At 54.1% G+C, this 16,072-nt stretch carries 15 protein-coding genes; 9 read left to right on the top strand and 6 right to left on the bottom strand.

Going from position 1 to position 16,072, the window contains the following annotated elements; translation table 11 throughout:
* The first annotated feature begins 191 nt into the window (after positions 1 to 191).
* Complete coding sequence (locus EGT74_RS26875; RefSeq protein ID WP_158618063.1) at positions 192 to 329, top strand: hypothetical protein; 138 nt, start codon at positions 192 to 194, stop codon at positions 327 to 329.
* 65 nt (positions 330 to 394) lie between these two features.
* Here EGT74_RS26875 and EGT74_RS08625 read toward each other — a convergent pair whose 3' ends face one another.
* Together EGT74_RS08625 and EGT74_RS08620 are read right to left on the bottom strand one after the other, a co-directional pair.
* The gene (locus tag EGT74_RS08625) at positions 395 to 1,075 is read right to left on the bottom strand and encodes a response regulator transcription factor (protein WP_123846104.1); all 681 of its coding nucleotides are present in this window, start codon (positions 1,073 to 1,075) and stop codon (positions 395 to 397) included.
* A 439-nt stretch (positions 1,076 to 1,514) separates the two neighbouring features.
* Positions 1,515 to 2,921 (bottom strand): sensor histidine kinase, encoded by a 1,407-nt coding sequence (locus EGT74_RS08620; RefSeq protein ID WP_158618062.1) that lies wholly within the window; start codon positions 2,919 to 2,921, stop codon positions 1,515 to 1,517.
* A gap of 158 nt (positions 2,922 to 3,079) precedes the next feature.
* Here EGT74_RS08620 and EGT74_RS08615 point away from each other — a divergent pair, with 158 nt between their 5' ends.
* The 3 genes from EGT74_RS08615 to EGT74_RS08605 all read left to right on the top strand — a co-directional run bounded on the left by EGT74_RS08615 (position 3,080) and on the right by EGT74_RS08605 (position 7,419).
* The gene (locus tag EGT74_RS08615; protein ID WP_123846102.1) at positions 3,080 to 3,922 is read left to right on the top strand and encodes a GLPGLI family protein; all 843 of its coding nucleotides are present in this window, start codon (positions 3,080 to 3,082) and stop codon (positions 3,920 to 3,922) included.
* A 56-nt stretch (positions 3,923 to 3,978) separates the two neighbouring features.
* Positions 3,979 to 6,693, top strand: coding sequence for an outer membrane beta-barrel protein (locus tag EGT74_RS08610; protein ID WP_158618061.1), 2,715 nt, complete (start codon positions 3,979 to 3,981; stop codon positions 6,691 to 6,693).
* Between the two features lie 327 nt (positions 6,694 to 7,020).
* Positions 7,021 to 7,419: a DUF3052 family protein gene (locus EGT74_RS08605; RefSeq protein ID WP_123846100.1), complete on the top strand. Its 399-nt coding sequence runs from the start codon at positions 7,021 to 7,023 to the stop codon at positions 7,417 to 7,419.
* On the opposite strand, the gene EGT74_RS08600 is transcribed toward EGT74_RS08605, so the two are convergent.
* Positions 7,388 to 7,708: a hypothetical protein gene (locus EGT74_RS08600; protein WP_220392826.1), complete on the bottom strand. Its 321-nt coding sequence runs from the start codon at positions 7,706 to 7,708 to the stop codon at positions 7,388 to 7,390. The genes EGT74_RS08605 and EGT74_RS08600 overlap by 32 nt on opposite strands.
* A 234-nt stretch (positions 7,709 to 7,942) precedes the next feature.
* Between EGT74_RS08600 and EGT74_RS08595 the strand changes: the two genes are divergently transcribed.
* Positions 7,943 to 8,833 carry a hydroxypyruvate isomerase family protein gene (locus EGT74_RS08595; RefSeq protein ID WP_123846099.1) on the top strand — a complete coding sequence of 297 codons (891 nt, stop codon included), beginning with the start codon at positions 7,943 to 7,945 and terminating at the stop codon, positions 8,831 to 8,833.
* Here the strand turns inward: EGT74_RS08595 and EGT74_RS08590 are convergent.
* From EGT74_RS08590 to mqnC, 3 genes are all read right to left on the bottom strand, one after another.
* A complete protein-coding gene (locus EGT74_RS08590; RefSeq protein WP_123846098.1) occupies positions 8,830 to 9,372 on the bottom strand; it encodes a GNAT family N-acetyltransferase in 543 nt (180 codons plus the stop codon). The two genes, EGT74_RS08595 and EGT74_RS08590, sit on opposite strands and share 4 nt — an antisense overlap.
* A 102-nt stretch (positions 9,373 to 9,474) precedes the next feature.
* Positions 9,475 to 10,125: a hypothetical protein gene (locus EGT74_RS08585; protein WP_123846097.1), complete on the bottom strand. Its 651-nt coding sequence runs from the start codon at positions 10,123 to 10,125 to the stop codon at positions 9,475 to 9,477.
* A gap of 410 nt (positions 10,126 to 10,535) precedes the next feature.
* Positions 10,536 to 11,660: a cyclic dehypoxanthinyl futalosine synthase gene (mqnC, locus tag EGT74_RS08580; protein WP_123846096.1), complete on the bottom strand. Its 1,125-nt coding sequence runs from the start codon at positions 11,658 to 11,660 to the stop codon at positions 10,536 to 10,538.
* Between the two features lie 118 nt (positions 11,661 to 11,778).
* On the opposite strand from mqnC, the gene EGT74_RS08575 reads away from it, so the two are divergent.
* The 4 genes from EGT74_RS08575 (at position 11,779) to EGT74_RS08560 (ending at position 16,023) form a co-directional block, all read left to right on the top strand.
* Positions 11,779 to 12,990 carry an aspartyl protease family protein gene (locus EGT74_RS08575; RefSeq protein WP_123846095.1) on the top strand — a complete coding sequence of 404 codons (1,212 nt, stop codon included), beginning with the start codon at positions 11,779 to 11,781 and terminating at the stop codon, positions 12,988 to 12,990.
* An 83-nt stretch (positions 12,991 to 13,073) separates the two neighbouring features.
* Positions 13,074 to 14,318: a M16 family metallopeptidase gene (locus tag EGT74_RS08570; protein ID WP_123846094.1), complete on the top strand. Its 1,245-nt coding sequence runs from the start codon at positions 13,074 to 13,076 to the stop codon at positions 14,316 to 14,318.
* Positions 14,319 to 14,321: 3 nt separating this feature from the next.
* On the top strand, positions 14,322 to 15,605 hold the full coding sequence (locus tag EGT74_RS08565; RefSeq protein WP_123846093.1) for a M16 family metallopeptidase: 1,284 nt from the start codon (positions 14,322 to 14,324) through the stop codon (positions 15,603 to 15,605).
* Between the two features lie 67 nt (positions 15,606 to 15,672).
* Entirely contained in the window at positions 15,673 to 16,023 is a 351-nt protein-coding gene (locus EGT74_RS08560) for a phage holin family protein (protein WP_123846092.1), read from the top strand.
* Positions 16,024 to 16,072 lie beyond the last annotated feature (49 nt).

The following is a 16,072-nucleotide window of genomic DNA, read 5'->3' as shown; positions in this document are numbered from 1 at the left end:
ACGCCTTTGGAAACCAACGTGCTCCCCATCCGGTGAGTGGGGCGTCTACTCTGCATTGGACAGCTTTAACCGGCTACTACTGTTTCCTGAAGTACAAACGCCTCATGAAGTCAATGTGCTCCCCACGCTGTGAGCGTGCCTTCTACTCATCATTGGACAAGCATCAACCGGCTACTGAGTACAAACGCCTCATGAAGTCAACGTACTCTCCACGCCGTGAGTGGGTCCTCTGGTTCTGGATTGAACTGTTTCAACCGGCCGCCAGGTACTACCGTTTCCGGAAGTACAAACACCTCATCAAATCCCCACGCTGCAAGCTGGTCATCTAACCTGCGCCGAACCAGCCTGGCCCGGCTGCTGAGGCCACAGATGCCGGTGCCGGCAGCACAACTCCTCAGGAAATCAGCTTATACCCCACACCCCGGATGTTCACAATCTGTATCCGTGGGTCGTCTTTCAGGTACCTGCGAAGGCGGGTGATGAATACGTCCATGCTGCGGGCGTTAAAGAAGTTATCGTCGCCCCAGAGGTCCAGCAGGATGGATTTCCGTTCCATGACCTGGTTGCGGTACCGGCAAAGCCGCCAGAGCACTTCGGCTTCGCGGTGCGACAAAAATTCCTTGTGGTTATTGCGGGTAAGGGTTTGTTTCGTGTAGTTGAACGCGTACTGCCCGATGAGGATTTCATCGTCGCCGGGCTGCGGTGCCGGCTGGAAGCGGCCTATCAGTGATTTGATGCGCACGATCAGCTCGTCCATGCTGAAGGGTTTTTTCAGGTAATCGTTGCCGCCCAGTTCGAAACCTTTGACCACGTCAGCAGTCTGTGATTTGGCGGTGAGGAAAATAATGGGAATGGACTTATCTGTTTTCCGGACTTCTGCCGCCATGGAGAAACCGTCCATGTCCGGCATCATGATGTCGAGCACGAGAATGTCCGGTTTATGCTGCCGGTACAGTCGCAGGCCTTCCTGCCCGTTGTGGGCGCAGAACATGCGGAATCCCCTCATTTCGAGACTGTCTTTTACGATCTGCGCCAGTTGTTTTTCATCTTCTACCAGCAGTACGGTAGCGTCCATAAGATTCTGTTTTTCTAAATGGTAGCGGCTATCCGGAAAGGATGCCGGCGTTATTTGCGTATCGTTTCTTTTTGATGTTGCAAGGCTTCGTTCCGCGTGAGGCTCACCATTTACCCGGTCTTTGCTTTCATATTTTTCATCTCCGGCCCCCCCCCATTTATCCGACTCCCTGTTGTGCAGAATCCTTATTCGACATCTCCGCAGAATTCAGCACTTACTCGTCTTCTGTTCTCATAGTTCGACTCTTCATCGGTCCCCCTATGCTGCCTCCTGTTGTGCAAAATCCATATTCATCATCTCCGCAGAAATTCCATTTATCGGGTCTCTTGTTTTCCAAATCATACTCTCCATCTCCACAAAGGGTACCATTGAACCATGAACCCTCCGTCCCTGCAGGGCCCGTATCCACCGGCCTTCTGCATCCCAGGGAAATAAGCCCTCACCCCAATGGAATTTCCAGCGTGAACTCGCTCCCCTTTTCCGGCAAACTTTTAACGCGCACAGCGCCGCCATGCATCTCCGCGATCTTTTTCACATAGCTAAGCCCCAGCCCGAAACCCTTTACGTTGTGCAGGTTGCCGTTGGGAACGCGGAAGAATTTTTCGAAGATGCTTTCCTGGTAACTGTACGGAATGCCAATACCGTTGTCTTTCACGGTCACTTTCAGGTGCTGTGCTTCTTTGGCGATTTGTATGTGCACAACGGCGGGGTCGCCGGAATATTTAATGGCATTGTCAACGAGGTTGTTGATGGCATTGGCCAGGTGCGTACGGTCTGCCACCACTAAGGGGTCTGACAGTACGGTGTAGCTGAAATCGACGTTCTTGGCGGCTTTCAGCCGGTGATTGGCCACGATGCTGCTCACCAGGTCGTTGATGTCTGTGGTTTCATAATTCAACTCGAAATTCTCTTTTTCTTCCGCGGCGATGTGCAATACTTTTTCCACGAGGTCGCTGAGGCGCTGCAGTTCCTGCCGCGAAATGGCGAGATAGGATTGTGTCTTTTTCGTGTCGTTGAGGGCGTTGAAGTTCTGCATGGCTTCCACCGCGGCAGACACCGTGGCGATGGGCGTTTTCAGCTCATGCGTCATGTTGTTGATAAAGTCGTTCTTGACTTCCGAGAGTTTTTTCTGTTGCAGGATGGTGCGCAGCATGTAGATGAAGCAGCCTACCGTCAGCAGCAGCAGCGCGGCGGAACCCAACAGCGTTCCCAGCATCTGTTGAAGGATGTGGCGCAGAGGGCTGCTGAAGCGCGCCCGCACGGCGTATTCGCTGAAAGGGTTGAAGGGAATGACGAAAGACTGCAGTGGGTCCGGCTTGCCGGTATTGATGGCGTCCAGCACTTCGGGGGTCATGTTGATGGAATCCAGCTCATACGCCGTGGTAATGCCGCGCGACGCCAGTTCCCGGCCGTACACGGAATCGAGGCTTTTGACAGACATGCGGCTGTTGTAGTATTTGTTCGCCATCAGCATGTCGGAAATATCCTTCGAAAGAGAATCCGAGTAAACCCTTTTGATGGAGTCGCCCGTAAACAGGCGCAGGTGTAGCCGGCCTTTGTCGGCCTGGATTACCCGGGTAACGGTGACGCCCTGCGCCACCATACCGGAGTCGCTCCAACGGGTGTCGGTCTGCAGGTTGATCATGCGCGGCCTGCCGATAACGGCACCCCTTTCCGCCGGTATCGCCCGGGCAAAGAGGCGGTGCACATCGCCGAACTGTTTGTTCTGCACGGCCGTGCGGAGCGCATCGTTGATGTCGCGGTTAAAGTCCTGCAGCCTTACATGATAGGCGTTATAAATCCAGTATCCCTGAAAGATGAAAACACCCAGGATGCAGGAGCACATTAAAACCAATATTGTCCGGATTCTGTTCCGCATGGTTGTAAAACTATCCAATCCCCGGCAACTGCAAACGGGGCTTAACATTAATTAACACTAAATAGTACTGGTTAACCATCGTGCCGGGCGAGAAGCCGCAATTTTATCGCCTAAAACCGAAAGTCATGAAAATACTGTTGTATGCCCTGCTTGCGGGCGCATTGCCGGCCGCGGCGCAGCAAACGTCCGGCGTGATCGAATACGAAATGACGGCCCGCGTGGAGGCCGGTTCGTTCAGGATTGTAGCCTACGGGCCCGGTGGCAGCCCCGCCCCAGCCGATGCGCCGATGCCCGACCTGCCGGACATCATCACCACGAAACAGACACTGACTTTTTCAGGCGGCCGGGCCCGGATTGAAACCGAGGGCATGTCTAACCGCATCATGATGTCGGCCGGCCCCGGCCCCGGTGGCGGCGCGGTTCAATCCGCAGTGGCCGTTGGTGGCGCTCCTTCGGTAACGGTCAGCGGAGCGGGGCCCGGCATGCGATCTGCCGCACTGCGCCCCCCTGTCAGTAACACCACGTATATTGATCTGGCAAACAGGAAGTATATATCCGTTACGGAAGAGAAAGCCGACAGCGTGGTGACGGGCGCCTGGTACACGGAAGAAGACTACAAACAGCCCGCCGCATTCAAAACCTCCGGGAAAACCAAAAACATTGCCGGGTACAACTGCAAACGGGCAACGGTGAAGGTGGGGGAAGAAAACTTCGTGGTATGGTATACGGAAGACATTCCCGTGCTGTTTTCCCCCGTGAACGGCGTATTGCCCGAAAAGGGCGTGGTGTTAGCCATTGAAAGCAGCAAACGTTCCTTCATAGCCAAAAAAGTGACCCTGAAGCCCGTATCCGAAGCAGAGGTAAGCCCTCCGGCCAATGCGCAGAAAGTAACGCCCGAAGAGCTGAAAGAGAAACGGCGCCAGATCATCGAAAAATTCCACAACGATCAGTTAGAGAAACTCCGGTAGTTTAAGACACAGACACCCTTATGAAACATCGACTTTTACCCTTATTGGCGGCGCTTATGGCCATTATTTCGGTTGCCCGGGCACAGCAGCGCGACAACCGCATCACCGGTGTGCTGACAGACCGCGTCAACCGCGAGCCTCTCCCGAATGCGGCGGTGGCGCTGCTGGCCGCAAAAGACTCCGCGCTGGTTACTTCTGTGGTGGCCGATGCCAAAGGCGCTTTTACGATCAAGGGCATGCAGCCCGGCAAATATGTGCTGATGGTGACTTACATGGGGTACAACCCGCTGGCCCGCAATGTGCAGATACACGATACAACGGGCCTGGTGTCGCTGGGAACGCTGGCGCTGCTGCGGAAAGGGCTGAATTTGCAGGAAGTGGAAGTGGTGGAACAAAAACCTCCCATCACCATTAAAGAGGATACGGTGGAATTCAACGCCGGTTCCTTCAAGGTCAGGGAAAACGCCGTGGTGGAAGACCTGCTGAAAAAGCTGCCCGGCATCCAGGTGGAGAAAGACGGCACCATCAAGGCTAATGGCGAAACGGTGAAACGGGTGCTGGTGGACGGGAAACCGTTCTTCGGCGACGACCCCAAAATGTCGACGCGCAACCTGCCGGCCGACGTGATCGATAAAATACAGCTGATCGACCGGAAAAGCGACCAGGCCCAGTTCACGGGCATTGCCGACGGCGAAACGGAAAAGGCGCTCAACCTGACGATCAAACCGGACCGTAAGAAAGGCATGTTTGGCCGGGCTACGGCGGGGTATGGTTCCGACCAGCGGTTTTCGGCGAACGCCAACCTGAACCGCTTCCGGAACACGCAGCAGCTGGCAGTGGTGGGCATGGGCAATAACGTGAACAACACCGCCATGGGTGGCGGTGGCGGCGGGCGCGGGATGATGATGAACAGCGCCGGCGCGGAAGGGGTGGCCCGCAACTGGATGGGCGGCATCAACTACAGCGATAACCTCGCCAAAGGGCTGCGCCTCAGCAGCAGTTATTTTATGAACGATACGCGGCGGGAAAATGAAAAAAGGGTGGAGGGCGAAACGAGGCTTACCCCCGATTCCTCACGGTTCAACAACAACCTCAACGGCAGCCTCAACAACTCCGCCAATCACCGGGTGAATGCACGCATCGAATATGAGATCGATTCTTTCCATTCGCTGATCGTAACGCCGAACCTCACCTGGACCACCGGCAATACCTACTCCGAAAATCAAACGACCACCCTGCTCAACAGCGATACGCTCAACACCGGCCGCAGCCTCACCCGGTCTACGATGCAAACGCCGAACCTGAACGGCTCCGCCCTCTTCCGCAAAAAGTTCCGGAAAAAAGGCCGCACGTTCAGTACGAACCTCACCTTCGGCGCCGGCAGCACCGAATCCGAGTCGCTTAACCAGTCGCGCACGGCGTACTATGAACAGAACGCCACACGCAAGATCGATACGATCGACCAGAAAGTAATGCAGCGCAACGCATCGAACAACATCGGCGTGCGGATGAGTTACACCGAGCCGATTTTTACCGATCGCTTCCTGGAGCTGAATTACGGGTACGCCTACAATTTCAATTCGTCCAACCGGCGTACCTACAACCGCAGCAAACCCGGCGAGGGGTACGATGTGCTCGACGACAGCCTGTCCAATTCATTCGATAACATGTATAGCAACCACCAGGCGGGGCTGAGCGTGATGACGCAGAAGCTGCGGTATAATTACACGCTGGGCATGAATGTGCAGTTCAACAACCTCAACAGCGAAAACCTCAGCAAACACACGGAGATCCGCCAGAGCACGGTCAATGTTTCGCCGCTGGCGCATTTCAACTACAACTTTTCATCGAAGAAACGCCTCCGCGCTTCGTATCGCGGGCAAACGAAACAGCCTACGCTGGAGCAGCTGCAGCCGGTGCCGGATAACTCCAATCCCCTGTTTGTCAAAGAGGGCAACCCGGACCTGAAACCATCGTTCTCCAACAACCTGAACATCAGCTACAATGCTTATAACCAGGAGCAACTGCGCAGCTTTTTTGCAGCCCTGAACGGTTTGTACGTGCTGAACCAGATCGTCAATTCCAATACGCTGACGGCGGATGGCCGCCAGGTGACGAAACCGCTCAACGTGAACGGCAACTACAATCTCAGCGCTTTTATGGTCAACGGGTTTTTCTTCAACAAAAAGCAGCGCACGTCCGTCAACTCCAATACCATGGTGAGCTACAACCGGGACATCAGTTTCCTGAACAGCCGGGAGAACTTCACCAACACGCTGAACATCACCCAGGGCGCCACTTTCAACTACATGCACGAAGAGCTGTTCGACGTGGCGGCTGGCGGCAGCGTGAATTACAACCGCGCGCGTTTCAGCGTGGATAAACGGAATAATACGGATTACTTCAACTTCGGCCTCAACCTCGACTTTAACGTGAACCTGCCGTTGGGCTTCATGATCGGCGGCGATGTGGATTACATTGCCAATACCGGGCGCAGCGCCGGTTACAACCAGCAATACACGATGGTGAACGGGTTTGTTTCAAAAACGCTGTTCGCCAAAAAACAGGGCCAGCTGCGATTCCAGGTGTACGACCTGCTGAAGCAGAACGTCAGCGTGAACCGTACGGTGAGCGGCAACTATATCGAAGATTCGCAGAGCCAGGTGCTACGCCAGTACTTTATGCTGAGTTTTACCTGGTTTATCAACAGTTTCGGCGGGAAAGCATCCGGCATGAGGATGGGAATGCCCCCGCCGCCTCCGGCGATGTAGACAGAGGATGTTTTCCCGGAAAGCATTTCGCCATATTGCCACCCGCGGCAAAACTGCGATGATTTACCTGGCGGTCTTGCTTTCCGGGTCGTCTGCGAGCGGGAGCGTGCGCTTCGTCAGCATGCAGGGTGTTCCATCACAAGTTACCTGGTAGTGCGCCTAACGACTGCCATTTGGAGGAAGTGCGCCGTCCGCCAGCATGCTCTAACAAGCCCCCCTATCCCGCCGCTACCCCCTCAAATCGAAACGCGGCATCAGCCGGTATGCTGCAATTACCGGGCAGGCCAATCCCTGAAAGAATGCTACATTCGGTAAAAACCGACACATATGCCGGCAGGTTATTCAGGCACGCCGTTGTACCGGAAATTAGGGGTCAGGCCCGGTTCCACACTGAGCGCCAGGCATGCGCCCGCGCACTATAAATCATTGCTGGAAGGTTTGCCGGAAGATGTGAAATGGGTGAAAGGGAAGGCGGACCTCGTGCATTTTTTCGTGCAGCAAAGGGAGGTGCTCGAAGCGGCATTACCGTCGCTGATGGCCGACATCCCGAAAAACGGCACGATATGGATATCCTGGCCCAAAAAATCGTCGGGAGTGGCAACGGATGTTACGGAAGACGTTATCCGGGCAGCCGCCCTGGCTTTGGGGCTGGTAGATGTGAAAGTTTGCGCGGTAGATGAGGTGTGGTCCGGTCTCAAGCTCGTTTACCGGCTCGCAAATCGTTGATCATCCGCTTTTTGGGACTGTCTTGCCAGTATTGTGTCAGATACACCACCAGGCGGGCAATCGTAAAAGTGGGGATAAAGTCCAGGCCGGGGAACAATTCTTCAATGAAATTGAAAATACTGCCGAAAGCGCCCACGGGGCCGCCGAACATTCTGTAGAAAATGAGGGCCGAGATAGGCGCCCAGATCACATCACTCACCTCACCCAGCATCGGCACCGCGTAACTGGCCGCACCAAGCAGGTCCATCAGCAGGCAAAGTAATAAACTGGGGGTAGCTCTTCTTTCCATACGCACACGTTTTATACATATAATCAAATAGCCTACCAAAATGTTACTCCCCGGGCCGGACAATTCCGCCGCCCAAAACGGCCGGTGTCCGGAAAGCCTTACCGGTATTGGATTTATATACGAACGGCATTCGTCACATGGTTTTATGGGAAAGAAAATAGCGTACTTCCACGCATCCGGCTTGCATCCGGCCGATAATTCGATTAAATTCACTGCCGGTAAACCCGTCACGTTATGACAAATCATTCCCGCAGAGATGCGATCAAAAAAGTAGCAACCATGGCACTGGCAAGCACCGCCTTCACCTCCCTGTCCAACCGCGTGGCCGCGCACGAGCAGGCGGTGGACGAAAAACTGAAAGGAAAAATCAATCACTCCGTTTGCGCGTGGTGCTATAATGGCATCCCGCTAGAAGACCTCTGCAAGGCCGCCGGCCAAATCGGCATCCAGTCGATCGACCTGCTGGGGCCCAAAGACTTCGATACGGCCAAAAAATACGGCCTTACCTGCGCCATGGTGGCACTCAACCATAAAGACTGGGGCATCACCCGCGGCTGGAACCGTAAGGAACATCACGAACCGCTGATCAAGGTATACGAGCAGCTCATCGACGAAACGGCCAAAGCCGGCTTCACCAACCTCATCTGTTTCTCCGGCAACCGAGGCGGCATGGACGACCAGCAGGGCATCGAAAACTGCGCCGCCGGCCTCAGAAAACTGATGAGCTACGCGGAGAAAAAGAAAGTGACCATCGTCATGGAACTGCTCAACAGCAAGGTAGATCACGCCGATTACCAGTGCGACCATACGGCCTGGGGCGTGGAATTGTGTAAAGCCATCGGCTCGGAGCGCTTCAAATTATTATACGACATCTATCATATGCAGATCATGGAGGGGGATGTGATCCGCACCCTGCAGGCCAGCCAGCAGTACATCGCCCATTATCACACCGGTGGCGTGCCGGGCAGGCATGAAATCGACGAAACGCAGGAGCTGTATTACCCGGCGATCATGAAAGCCGTGTACGAAACCGGTTTCAAAGGGTTCGTAGCGCAGGAATTCGTGCCGAAACGGGAGGATAAACTGGCTTCCCTGAAGCAGGGCGTGCTGATCTGCGACGTTTAATATTTCCAGTCTTTCCGCAGCATACCCATCACCACCATGTCTACATACTGGCCGTGCAGTTTTGCGCTCTGGCGCAGCACGCCTTCTTTGGCAAACCCGAGTTTGATGGGTATCTGCGCGCTTTTGTCGTTCTGCAGCACAAAGCGCACTTCCACCTTGTTCAGCCGTAAAGCGGCAAAGGCATACCCGATGAGGACTTTGCAGCAGCTGGTAACGATGCCTTTGCCCTGGCAGGCTTCCGCGAGCCAGTAGCCGATTTCCGCTTTTTGCAGCGCATGATCCCAATCGTGTAGGTCAATCACTCCGCACAGCTCGTTGTTGTGCCAGATGCCGAACGCCACGGCGGTTTGTTCGTTCGCTTTGCGCAGCATCAGTTCGATGAAACGGAGCGAGTGTTCTTCGGTGGTATTGTAGTCTACCCAGGGCAGGAATTTACGCAGGTGCTTACGCGAAAGGTTGACCAGTTGAAACAGGGCGGGCGCGTGTGCCGGTTGAAGCTGCCGTAAGCTGGTAGTATCGTTTACAAGGAGTTCTAGCATAATGAGGCGGGGTAAACATAGGAAAAATACCGTTAAACAAAAACAGGTAACCCGCCCTTTGGCAGATTACCTGTTGATTTTGATTATGACGGTACTGTACTACTAGCGTTTTGAAATCAGCTGCTGTTTGGTCATATCCTTCACCACCTGCTGGCTGTAAACCACGGCCATTCTGGCGGCGGAAGAAGGGTCGAAGGTTTCCGTCTGTACGGAATAAAGCAGCTGTTTGTCTTTCAGGTTATACAGGTTGCTTTCCAGAAAATAACGGGTGTTGGTGGTGTAATACCCCGGTTGGTACACCCTGTCGTACATGCTGTTGTAATACCACCAGAACCTGCCGTAATACGGCGGGAAGGGGCGGTAGAACGGGCTCCTGTCGGGCACATAATTCTTTTCCTTGCTTTTGTCGAGCATCACGATGGTCATCACCTGGTCGATATCTCGCTGGCGGATTTTATTCATCGCCTTCTGTTCGTTCAGGCCTTTGAATGCAGCGGGGCCGTATTCCTGGTAAGCCGACACGGCGTTGTAGCCGCGTTGCCTAAGGGCGGATACCATTTCCTTTTCCATATTGGCGCGCAATCCGCCTTCTTTATCGGATACCAGCGCCATCACCATCACTTTCTGATCGGGATGCAGGGAAACCTCCGGCTCTTTCCACGAAGAGGTGACTTTGGTGCCGGAACAGGCAGCCAGGAAAAGCACTAATCCTGTCAGCACCCCCGCAGTTAAATATCTCATCTTGTTCTTCATAGTGCTGTGTTTTTGTACAGGTAAGACGGCAAACAGGGTGCAAAAGATACACCGCCCGACCGGGTTTAACATATTTTTGGGGGAACTGTTAAAGGTTTGAAAAGGGCTGGTGCGCCGGGAATTGCCAATTTATTAAGCTTTTTGTTAAAGTGTTGACGCTGTTGAAAGCCAGTGTTTTAGGTAAGCTTCTCCAAAGCCCCTCCGGGGATGCGCCGTAGATGAAGCATAGCCTCTGTATAGATGAAGCGTAGATACCTTCGTTTGCAATTATGTTGCAATTCAGATGAAGGAATAGGAATTTTCAGGTCTTGTGCCAACACGTCTATACTGCCGTAGCTACTGGCGCCGGGATTTGGTTGCAACAAAAAGGGCCGACCTTGGTCAGCCCTCGTATGATTTTCCCGGGTGAATCAGTAGTTGATCACCTGTTCTTCGATGGTTTGCGGAATTTCCCTGAACTGGTACAGCTGTGTGCGCAGCTGCGGTTCGAAGCCTGCTTCGCGGATGGCATCCTGGATGCTCCGGTAAGTGAAGCGGTGCGGTGCGCCGGCGGCGCTTACCACATTTTCTTCGATCATGATGGACCCGAAATCGTTCGCGCCGGCGTGGAGGCAGAGTTGCGCCACGGCCTTGCCCACCGTCAGCCAGCTGGCCTGGATGTTTTTGATATTGGGGAGCATGATGCGGCTCAGGGCGATCATGCGGATGTACTCTTCCGAAGTGGTCATGTTATGCACGCCACGGATACGGGCCAGCAGGGTGTCCACGTCCTGGAACGTCCAGGGGATGAAGGCTGTGAAGCCGTAGTGCCCTTCCGGTTTTTCGCTTTGTACCTGTCGGATGGCCACCAGGTGCTCAAAGCGCTCAAGCACGGTTTCCACGTGGCCGAACATCATGGTGCCGGAGGTGGCGATGTTCAGTTTGTGGGCGGCGCGCATCACGTCAAGCCATTCCTGGGCGCCGCATTTGCCTTTCGAGATCAGGCGGCGTACCCGGTCGTTGAGGATTTCCGCGCCGGCGCCGGGCAGGCTGTCCATGCCCGCTTCCTGCAGCGCGCGGAGCACTTCTATATGGGTGCTTTTTTCGAGTTTGGTGATGTGCGCCACTTCCGGGGGGCCCAGGGTGTGCAGGCGGAGGGTGGGATACAGTTCCTTCAGCTGGCGGAAAAGGTTCGTGTAAAAACTGAGGCCCAGTTCCGGGTGGTGGCCGCCCTGCAACAGCAGTTGATCGCCCCCGTATTTCAGGGTTTCGTCAATCTTGCGCTTGTATTCCTCGATGTCTGTGATATACGCTTCCGCGTGGCCGGGAATGCGGTAGAAATTACAAAATTTACAGTTGGCCGTGCACACGTTGGTGGTGTTCACATTCCGGTCAATCTGCCAGGTCACTTTGCCGTGCGGCACCTGTTGCTTCCTCAGTTCGTTGGCGATCTGCATCAGTTCCGTCAGGGGAGCGTGCTCAAACAGGTACACACCCTCTTCTGCCGTCAGGAATTCAAAATGCTGGGCCTTTTTGTATAAATCCTCTAATTGCATCTTGAAAACAAAGGTAGGGCTTCCGGACAACTATTTTGCCACTTGTAATAATTAGGTGCGCGTAGAAGGGATAGAAACGTTAAATTTATAAAAATCGAGATGCGTTGCGTCTTTCCTTATGCGTTTTCAGACATTTCACGTTTTAATCCTCTGCCTGCTGATTTTCAATATTGACGTACGGGCCCAGGAACCAGAGAGCATCAACCAGGAACCGGAAGCCCGGTTCATCACCCGCTTTCCCTTCAAGCAGTATTACGGGGGCGTGGTGGTGATCTCCGCACGCCTTCAGCATTACCCCGATACCCTGCAGTTCCTGCTCGACACCGGCAGCGCCGGCATTTCGCTCGATACCTCCACCTGTATCAGACTGGGCGTCAAACTCACGCCGTCCGATAAAATCGTGCGTGGCCTGGGCGCCAGCAAAAACATCTCCTTTGCCGTGGATCATTCCCTCCACCTGCCCGGTCTTACGGTCGACAGTCTCGATTTCCACGTGAACAACTACGAACTGATCAGCCAGGTGTACGGCATACAGATAGACGGCATTATGGGTTACAGCCTGCTGAGCAAATACATCGTGCAGGTCGATTACGACAAGGAAGAAATTGTGGTATACAGCCAAGGCCGTTTCCGTTATCCGAGGGGCGGGTACCTGATGAAGCCCAACCTCACCTTCATTCCCGTGGTGCCCGCGCCCATGCGCAGCGGCAAGCGGAATGTGAACCACCGGTATTACTTCGACACCGGCGCCGGGATGTGCCTGCTGCTGAGCACGCAGTTCGTGAAAGACAGCGCGCTGCTGGTAAAACGCAAGGCCAAGGTGATACCCACGGAAGCGCAGGGGCTCGGCGGTAAAATGCAGATGTTCATCACCACCATGAACGAATTCAGGATTGGCAACTACACCTTCCGGAACGTGCCTACCTACCTGTTCGACGATATTACCAACATCACCTCATACCCCTCGCTGGGCGGCATGATCGGGAACGATCTCCTGCGGCGCTTCAACCTCACCCTTAACTACGCCCGCAAGGAGATACACCTCCTGCCCAACACCCACTTCCGCGACCAGTTCGACTATTCCTACACCGGCCTCATCATTTACCTGATCGATAACCGCATTGAGGTGACGGACGTGATCAAGAACTCCCCGGCCGAAAAAGCCGGCTTCAGGCCCGGCGATATCATCCTGGCCGTGAACAACAATTTCACCAGCAACCTCCAGGTTTACCGCGATATACTCAAGAACATCGGCACCCGCCCCACCCTGCTGCTGATGCGCAACGGGGAGCTGATGCTCAAAAAGCTGCCCATCCGCAGTATATTGTAGCTATTGGCATTTGTCGTAAATTTGTATGTTTGGGCTGGCCGCTCCGGCGGTTGCAGCCATCATGTATTTTTTCAAAAAAGGATATGATTCATTACAATAAATTCACATTGGACAACGGGCTGAGAGTACTCGTGCATGAAGACGCCACTACGCCCATGGCGGTGGTCAACGTGCTGTACGACGTTGGCTCGCGCGATGAAAACCCCGCGCAAACCGGTTTCGCACACCTGTTTGAGCACCTGATGTTCGGCGGCTCCATCAACATCCCCGAATACGACGAGCCGCTGCAGATGGCCGGCGGGGAAAACAACGCCTACACCACCAGCGACCTTACCAACTATTACATAGAACTGCCGGCGGAAAACATCGAAACGGCCTTCTGGCTCGAAAGCGACCGGATGCTCTCCCTCGCGTTCTCCGAAAAAAGCCTCGACGTGCAGCGGAAAGTGGTGTGCGAAGAATTCAAAGAACACTACATCAACAAACCTTACGGCGATGTATGGCATAAAATGCGCGAGCTGGCTTACAGCAGCCATCCCTACCGCTGGATGACGATCGGGAAGGAACTGTCGCACATCGAAAATGCCCGCCTCGACGATGTGAAGTCGTTTTTCTTCAAACATTACCGCCCCGTGAACGCCATCCTGGTAGTAGCCGGGAAGGTGACCACCGAACAGGTGAAGAAGCTGGCGGAAAAGTGGTTCGGCGATATCCCCACCGGTGAAAAATACGTGCGCAGCATCACGGCGGAACCGCCGCAAGCGAGCGCCCACCTGCTGGAAGTGACCGGCAAAGTGCCGCTGGACGCGCTGTATAAAACGTATCACATTTACCCGCGGCAGGATCAGCGGTATTATACGGCCGACCTGATTTCCGACATCCTCGGCGGCGGCGGTTCCTCCCGCCTCCATCAAACGCTGGTGAAAGAAAAGAAACTGTTCAGCAACATCGAGTGTTACCACTTCGGCACCGTAGATGCGGGTTTGCTCAGCATCGAAGGCAAGCTGGTAAAAGGTGTGAAGATGAAAGACGCCGAGCGCGGTATCCAGGAAGAACTGGAAAAACTGCAACAGACCGTTATCCCCGAAAGAGAACTGCAGAAAGTGAAGAACCGGGTGGAAAGCCTGCTGGCTTTTGAAGACATGAGCCTGCTGAACCGCGCCAACAACCTGGCCTTCTACGAACTCATGGGCGACGCCGGGCTGATGAACGCAGAGTTTGAGCGCTACGAGCGCGTTACCACGGCGGATGTGCATCATGAGGCACAGATCATCTTTTCGGAGAAAAACGCCAATACCATTCACTATTACGCAGGAAACCAAGTATAAATTATGATCAACAGAAAACAGGCGCCCCCGATCAAAGACGCTGTGGAATTTGAATTGTCGCTGAAGCCATACGAACTGTTTAAACTCGATAACGGTATTCCCGTGTACGTGATCCGTTCGGAAGAACAGGAGACCCTTCAACTGGAACTGGTATTCCCCGCCGGTTCGTGGTACGAGTCTGAGAACATGGTGGCCGCGGCTACCAACTTCCTCATGAAAAACGGCACCAGCAAACGTTCCGCGCTGGAGATCAACGAGCTGATCGAATATTACGGGGCCTATCTCAACCGCAATTGTTACCACGAAAACGCTACGTATACTTTACACTGCCTGTCCAAACACACAGCCTCCCTGCTGCCGGTGTTCCAGGAAGTGATCCAGGACCCTGTGTTCCCGGACGAGGAACTGGCGATTTATGTGCAGAACATGAAACAGAAGCTGGCGGTGAATCTGCAGAAATGTGAATTCGTAGCCAACCGGCATATCGATAAATACCTCTTCGGAGAGTTCCATCCTTACGGCCGCGTGAGCAGCATGATGGCGTACGATGCCCTGCAAACGGAATCGCTCAGGGCGTTTTATAAAAAACAATACACGTACAACAACTGCAAGATCTTCCTGGCCGGCAACCTGCCGGCGGATATGATCGAAATGCTGAACCGGTATTTCGGCAGCAGCGAATGGAACGGGCAAAGCCACCTGCTGCGCCCGGATTTGCCGATACTGCCGGCGGAGGAAAAGAAATACCGCATCTTCAACGATGAAAACGGTGTGCAGGGAGCGGTGCGTGTAGCGCGCCCCTTCCCCAACCGCTACCATCCCGATTTCCCGAAAATGCTGGTGCTGAATACCATCTTCGGCGGCTACTTCGGAAGCAGGCTGATGAGCAACATCCGGGAAGACAAAGGGTATACCTACGGCATCCATTCGCAGATCTATAACTTCCGGCAAACGGGCGGCATCAACATCCACACCGAAGCCGGCCGTGACGTATGCGAAGCCACACTCACGGAGATCTACAAAGAACTGGCCCGCCTGCAAACAGAACCGGTGCCGGAAGAAGAACTGGGCCTGGTGCGGAACTACATGATCGGATCCATTCTCGGCGACCTCGACGGGGCCTTCCAGGTTATCCAGCGCTGGAAAAACCTCATCCTCAACGATCTCGACGAGCATTATTTCCAGAACAACGTCAGGACTATTAAAACCATTACCGCTGAAGAACTGCAGCACCTGGCCAAAGTATATTTCAACCGGGAGGATTTTTACGAGCTGATCGTGATCTGACGGTGAACATTCAGCATGCTTTTTGTGTAATTAATGGGATTGCATTGTATGACCAATTAAGCCTATCATGGGAATACTGATTCGTATACTCGTCACCGCATTGGCCGCCCTGTTAACGGCGTACCTGTTGCCCGGCGTAAAACTGCCGGATTTTAAAACCGCACTTTTACTCGCCATCGTGCTGGGCCTGCTCAACCTCATCGTAAAACCGATACTGGTACTGCTCACGCTGCCCGTGACCATTATTACCCTCGGCCTCTTTTTACTGGTGATCAACGCGCTGATCGTGTTGTGGGCCAGCAGCCTGGTAAAGGGGTTCAAGGTAGACAACTTCTGGTGGGCGCTCATCTTCAGTGTAGTGCTCTCCGTGATCAGCAGTATCATGCTGTCGCTGGGGCCGTCGCAGGACAACGACTAAAAAAAAGACAGCGGACAATGCACTTGCCCGCTGTCTTTCTTATATTCTT

Origin of the sequence: Chitinophaga lutea, assembly GCF_003813775.1 — a bacterium.
Taxonomy (GTDB): domain Bacteria; phylum Bacteroidota; class Bacteroidia; order Chitinophagales; family Chitinophagaceae; genus Chitinophaga; species Chitinophaga lutea.
This window is presented reverse-complemented; position numbering and strand designations above follow the sequence as displayed.

What these genes read in the sequence shown, in the direction of transcription:
- EGT74_RS08565 (WP_123846093.1), top strand. Translation starts at nt 14,322, where the DNA reads ATGATCAACAGAAAACAGGCGCCCCCGATCAAAGACGCTGTGGAATTT.
- EGT74_RS08605 (WP_123846100.1), top strand. Translation starts at nt 7,021, where the DNA reads ATGCCGGCAGGTTATTCAGGCACGCCGTTGTACCGGAAATTAGGGGTC.
- EGT74_RS08600 (WP_220392826.1), bottom strand. Translation starts at nt 7,708, where the DNA reads ATGGAAAGAAGAGCTACCCCCAGTTTATTACTTTGCCTGCTGATGGAC.
- EGT74_RS08560 (WP_123846092.1), top strand. Translation starts at nt 15,673, where the DNA reads ATGGGAATACTGATTCGTATACTCGTCACCGCATTGGCCGCCCTGTTA.
- mqnC (WP_123846096.1), bottom strand. Translation starts at nt 11,660, where the DNA reads ATGCAATTAGAGGATTTATACAAAAAGGCCCAGCATTTTGAATTCCTG.
- EGT74_RS08615 (WP_123846102.1), top strand. Translation starts at nt 3,080, where the DNA reads ATGAAAATACTGTTGTATGCCCTGCTTGCGGGCGCATTGCCGGCCGCG.
- EGT74_RS08575 (WP_123846095.1), top strand. Translation starts at nt 11,779, where the DNA reads ATGCGTTTTCAGACATTTCACGTTTTAATCCTCTGCCTGCTGATTTTC.
- EGT74_RS08595 (WP_123846099.1), top strand. Translation starts at nt 7,943, where the DNA reads ATGACAAATCATTCCCGCAGAGATGCGATCAAAAAAGTAGCAACCATG.
- EGT74_RS08610 (WP_158618061.1), top strand. Translation starts at nt 3,979, where the DNA reads ATGGCCATTATTTCGGTTGCCCGGGCACAGCAGCGCGACAACCGCATC.
- EGT74_RS08625 (WP_123846104.1), bottom strand. Translation starts at nt 1,075, where the DNA reads ATGGACGCTACCGTACTGCTGGTAGAAGATGAAAAACAACTGGCGCAG.
- EGT74_RS08570 (WP_123846094.1), top strand. Translation starts at nt 13,074, where the DNA reads ATGATTCATTACAATAAATTCACATTGGACAACGGGCTGAGAGTACTC.
- EGT74_RS08590 (WP_123846098.1), bottom strand. Translation starts at nt 9,372, where the DNA reads ATGCTAGAACTCCTTGTAAACGATACTACCAGCTTACGGCAGCTTCAA.
- EGT74_RS26875 (WP_158618063.1), top strand. Translation starts at nt 192, where the DNA reads ATGAAGTCAACGTACTCTCCACGCCGTGAGTGGGTCCTCTGGTTCTGG.
- EGT74_RS08620 (WP_158618062.1), bottom strand. Translation starts at nt 2,921, where the DNA reads ATGTGCTCCTGCATCCTGGGTGTTTTCATCTTTCAGGGATACTGGATT.
- EGT74_RS08585 (WP_123846097.1), bottom strand. Translation starts at nt 10,125, where the DNA reads ATGAAGAACAAGATGAGATATTTAACTGCGGGGGTGCTGACAGGATTA.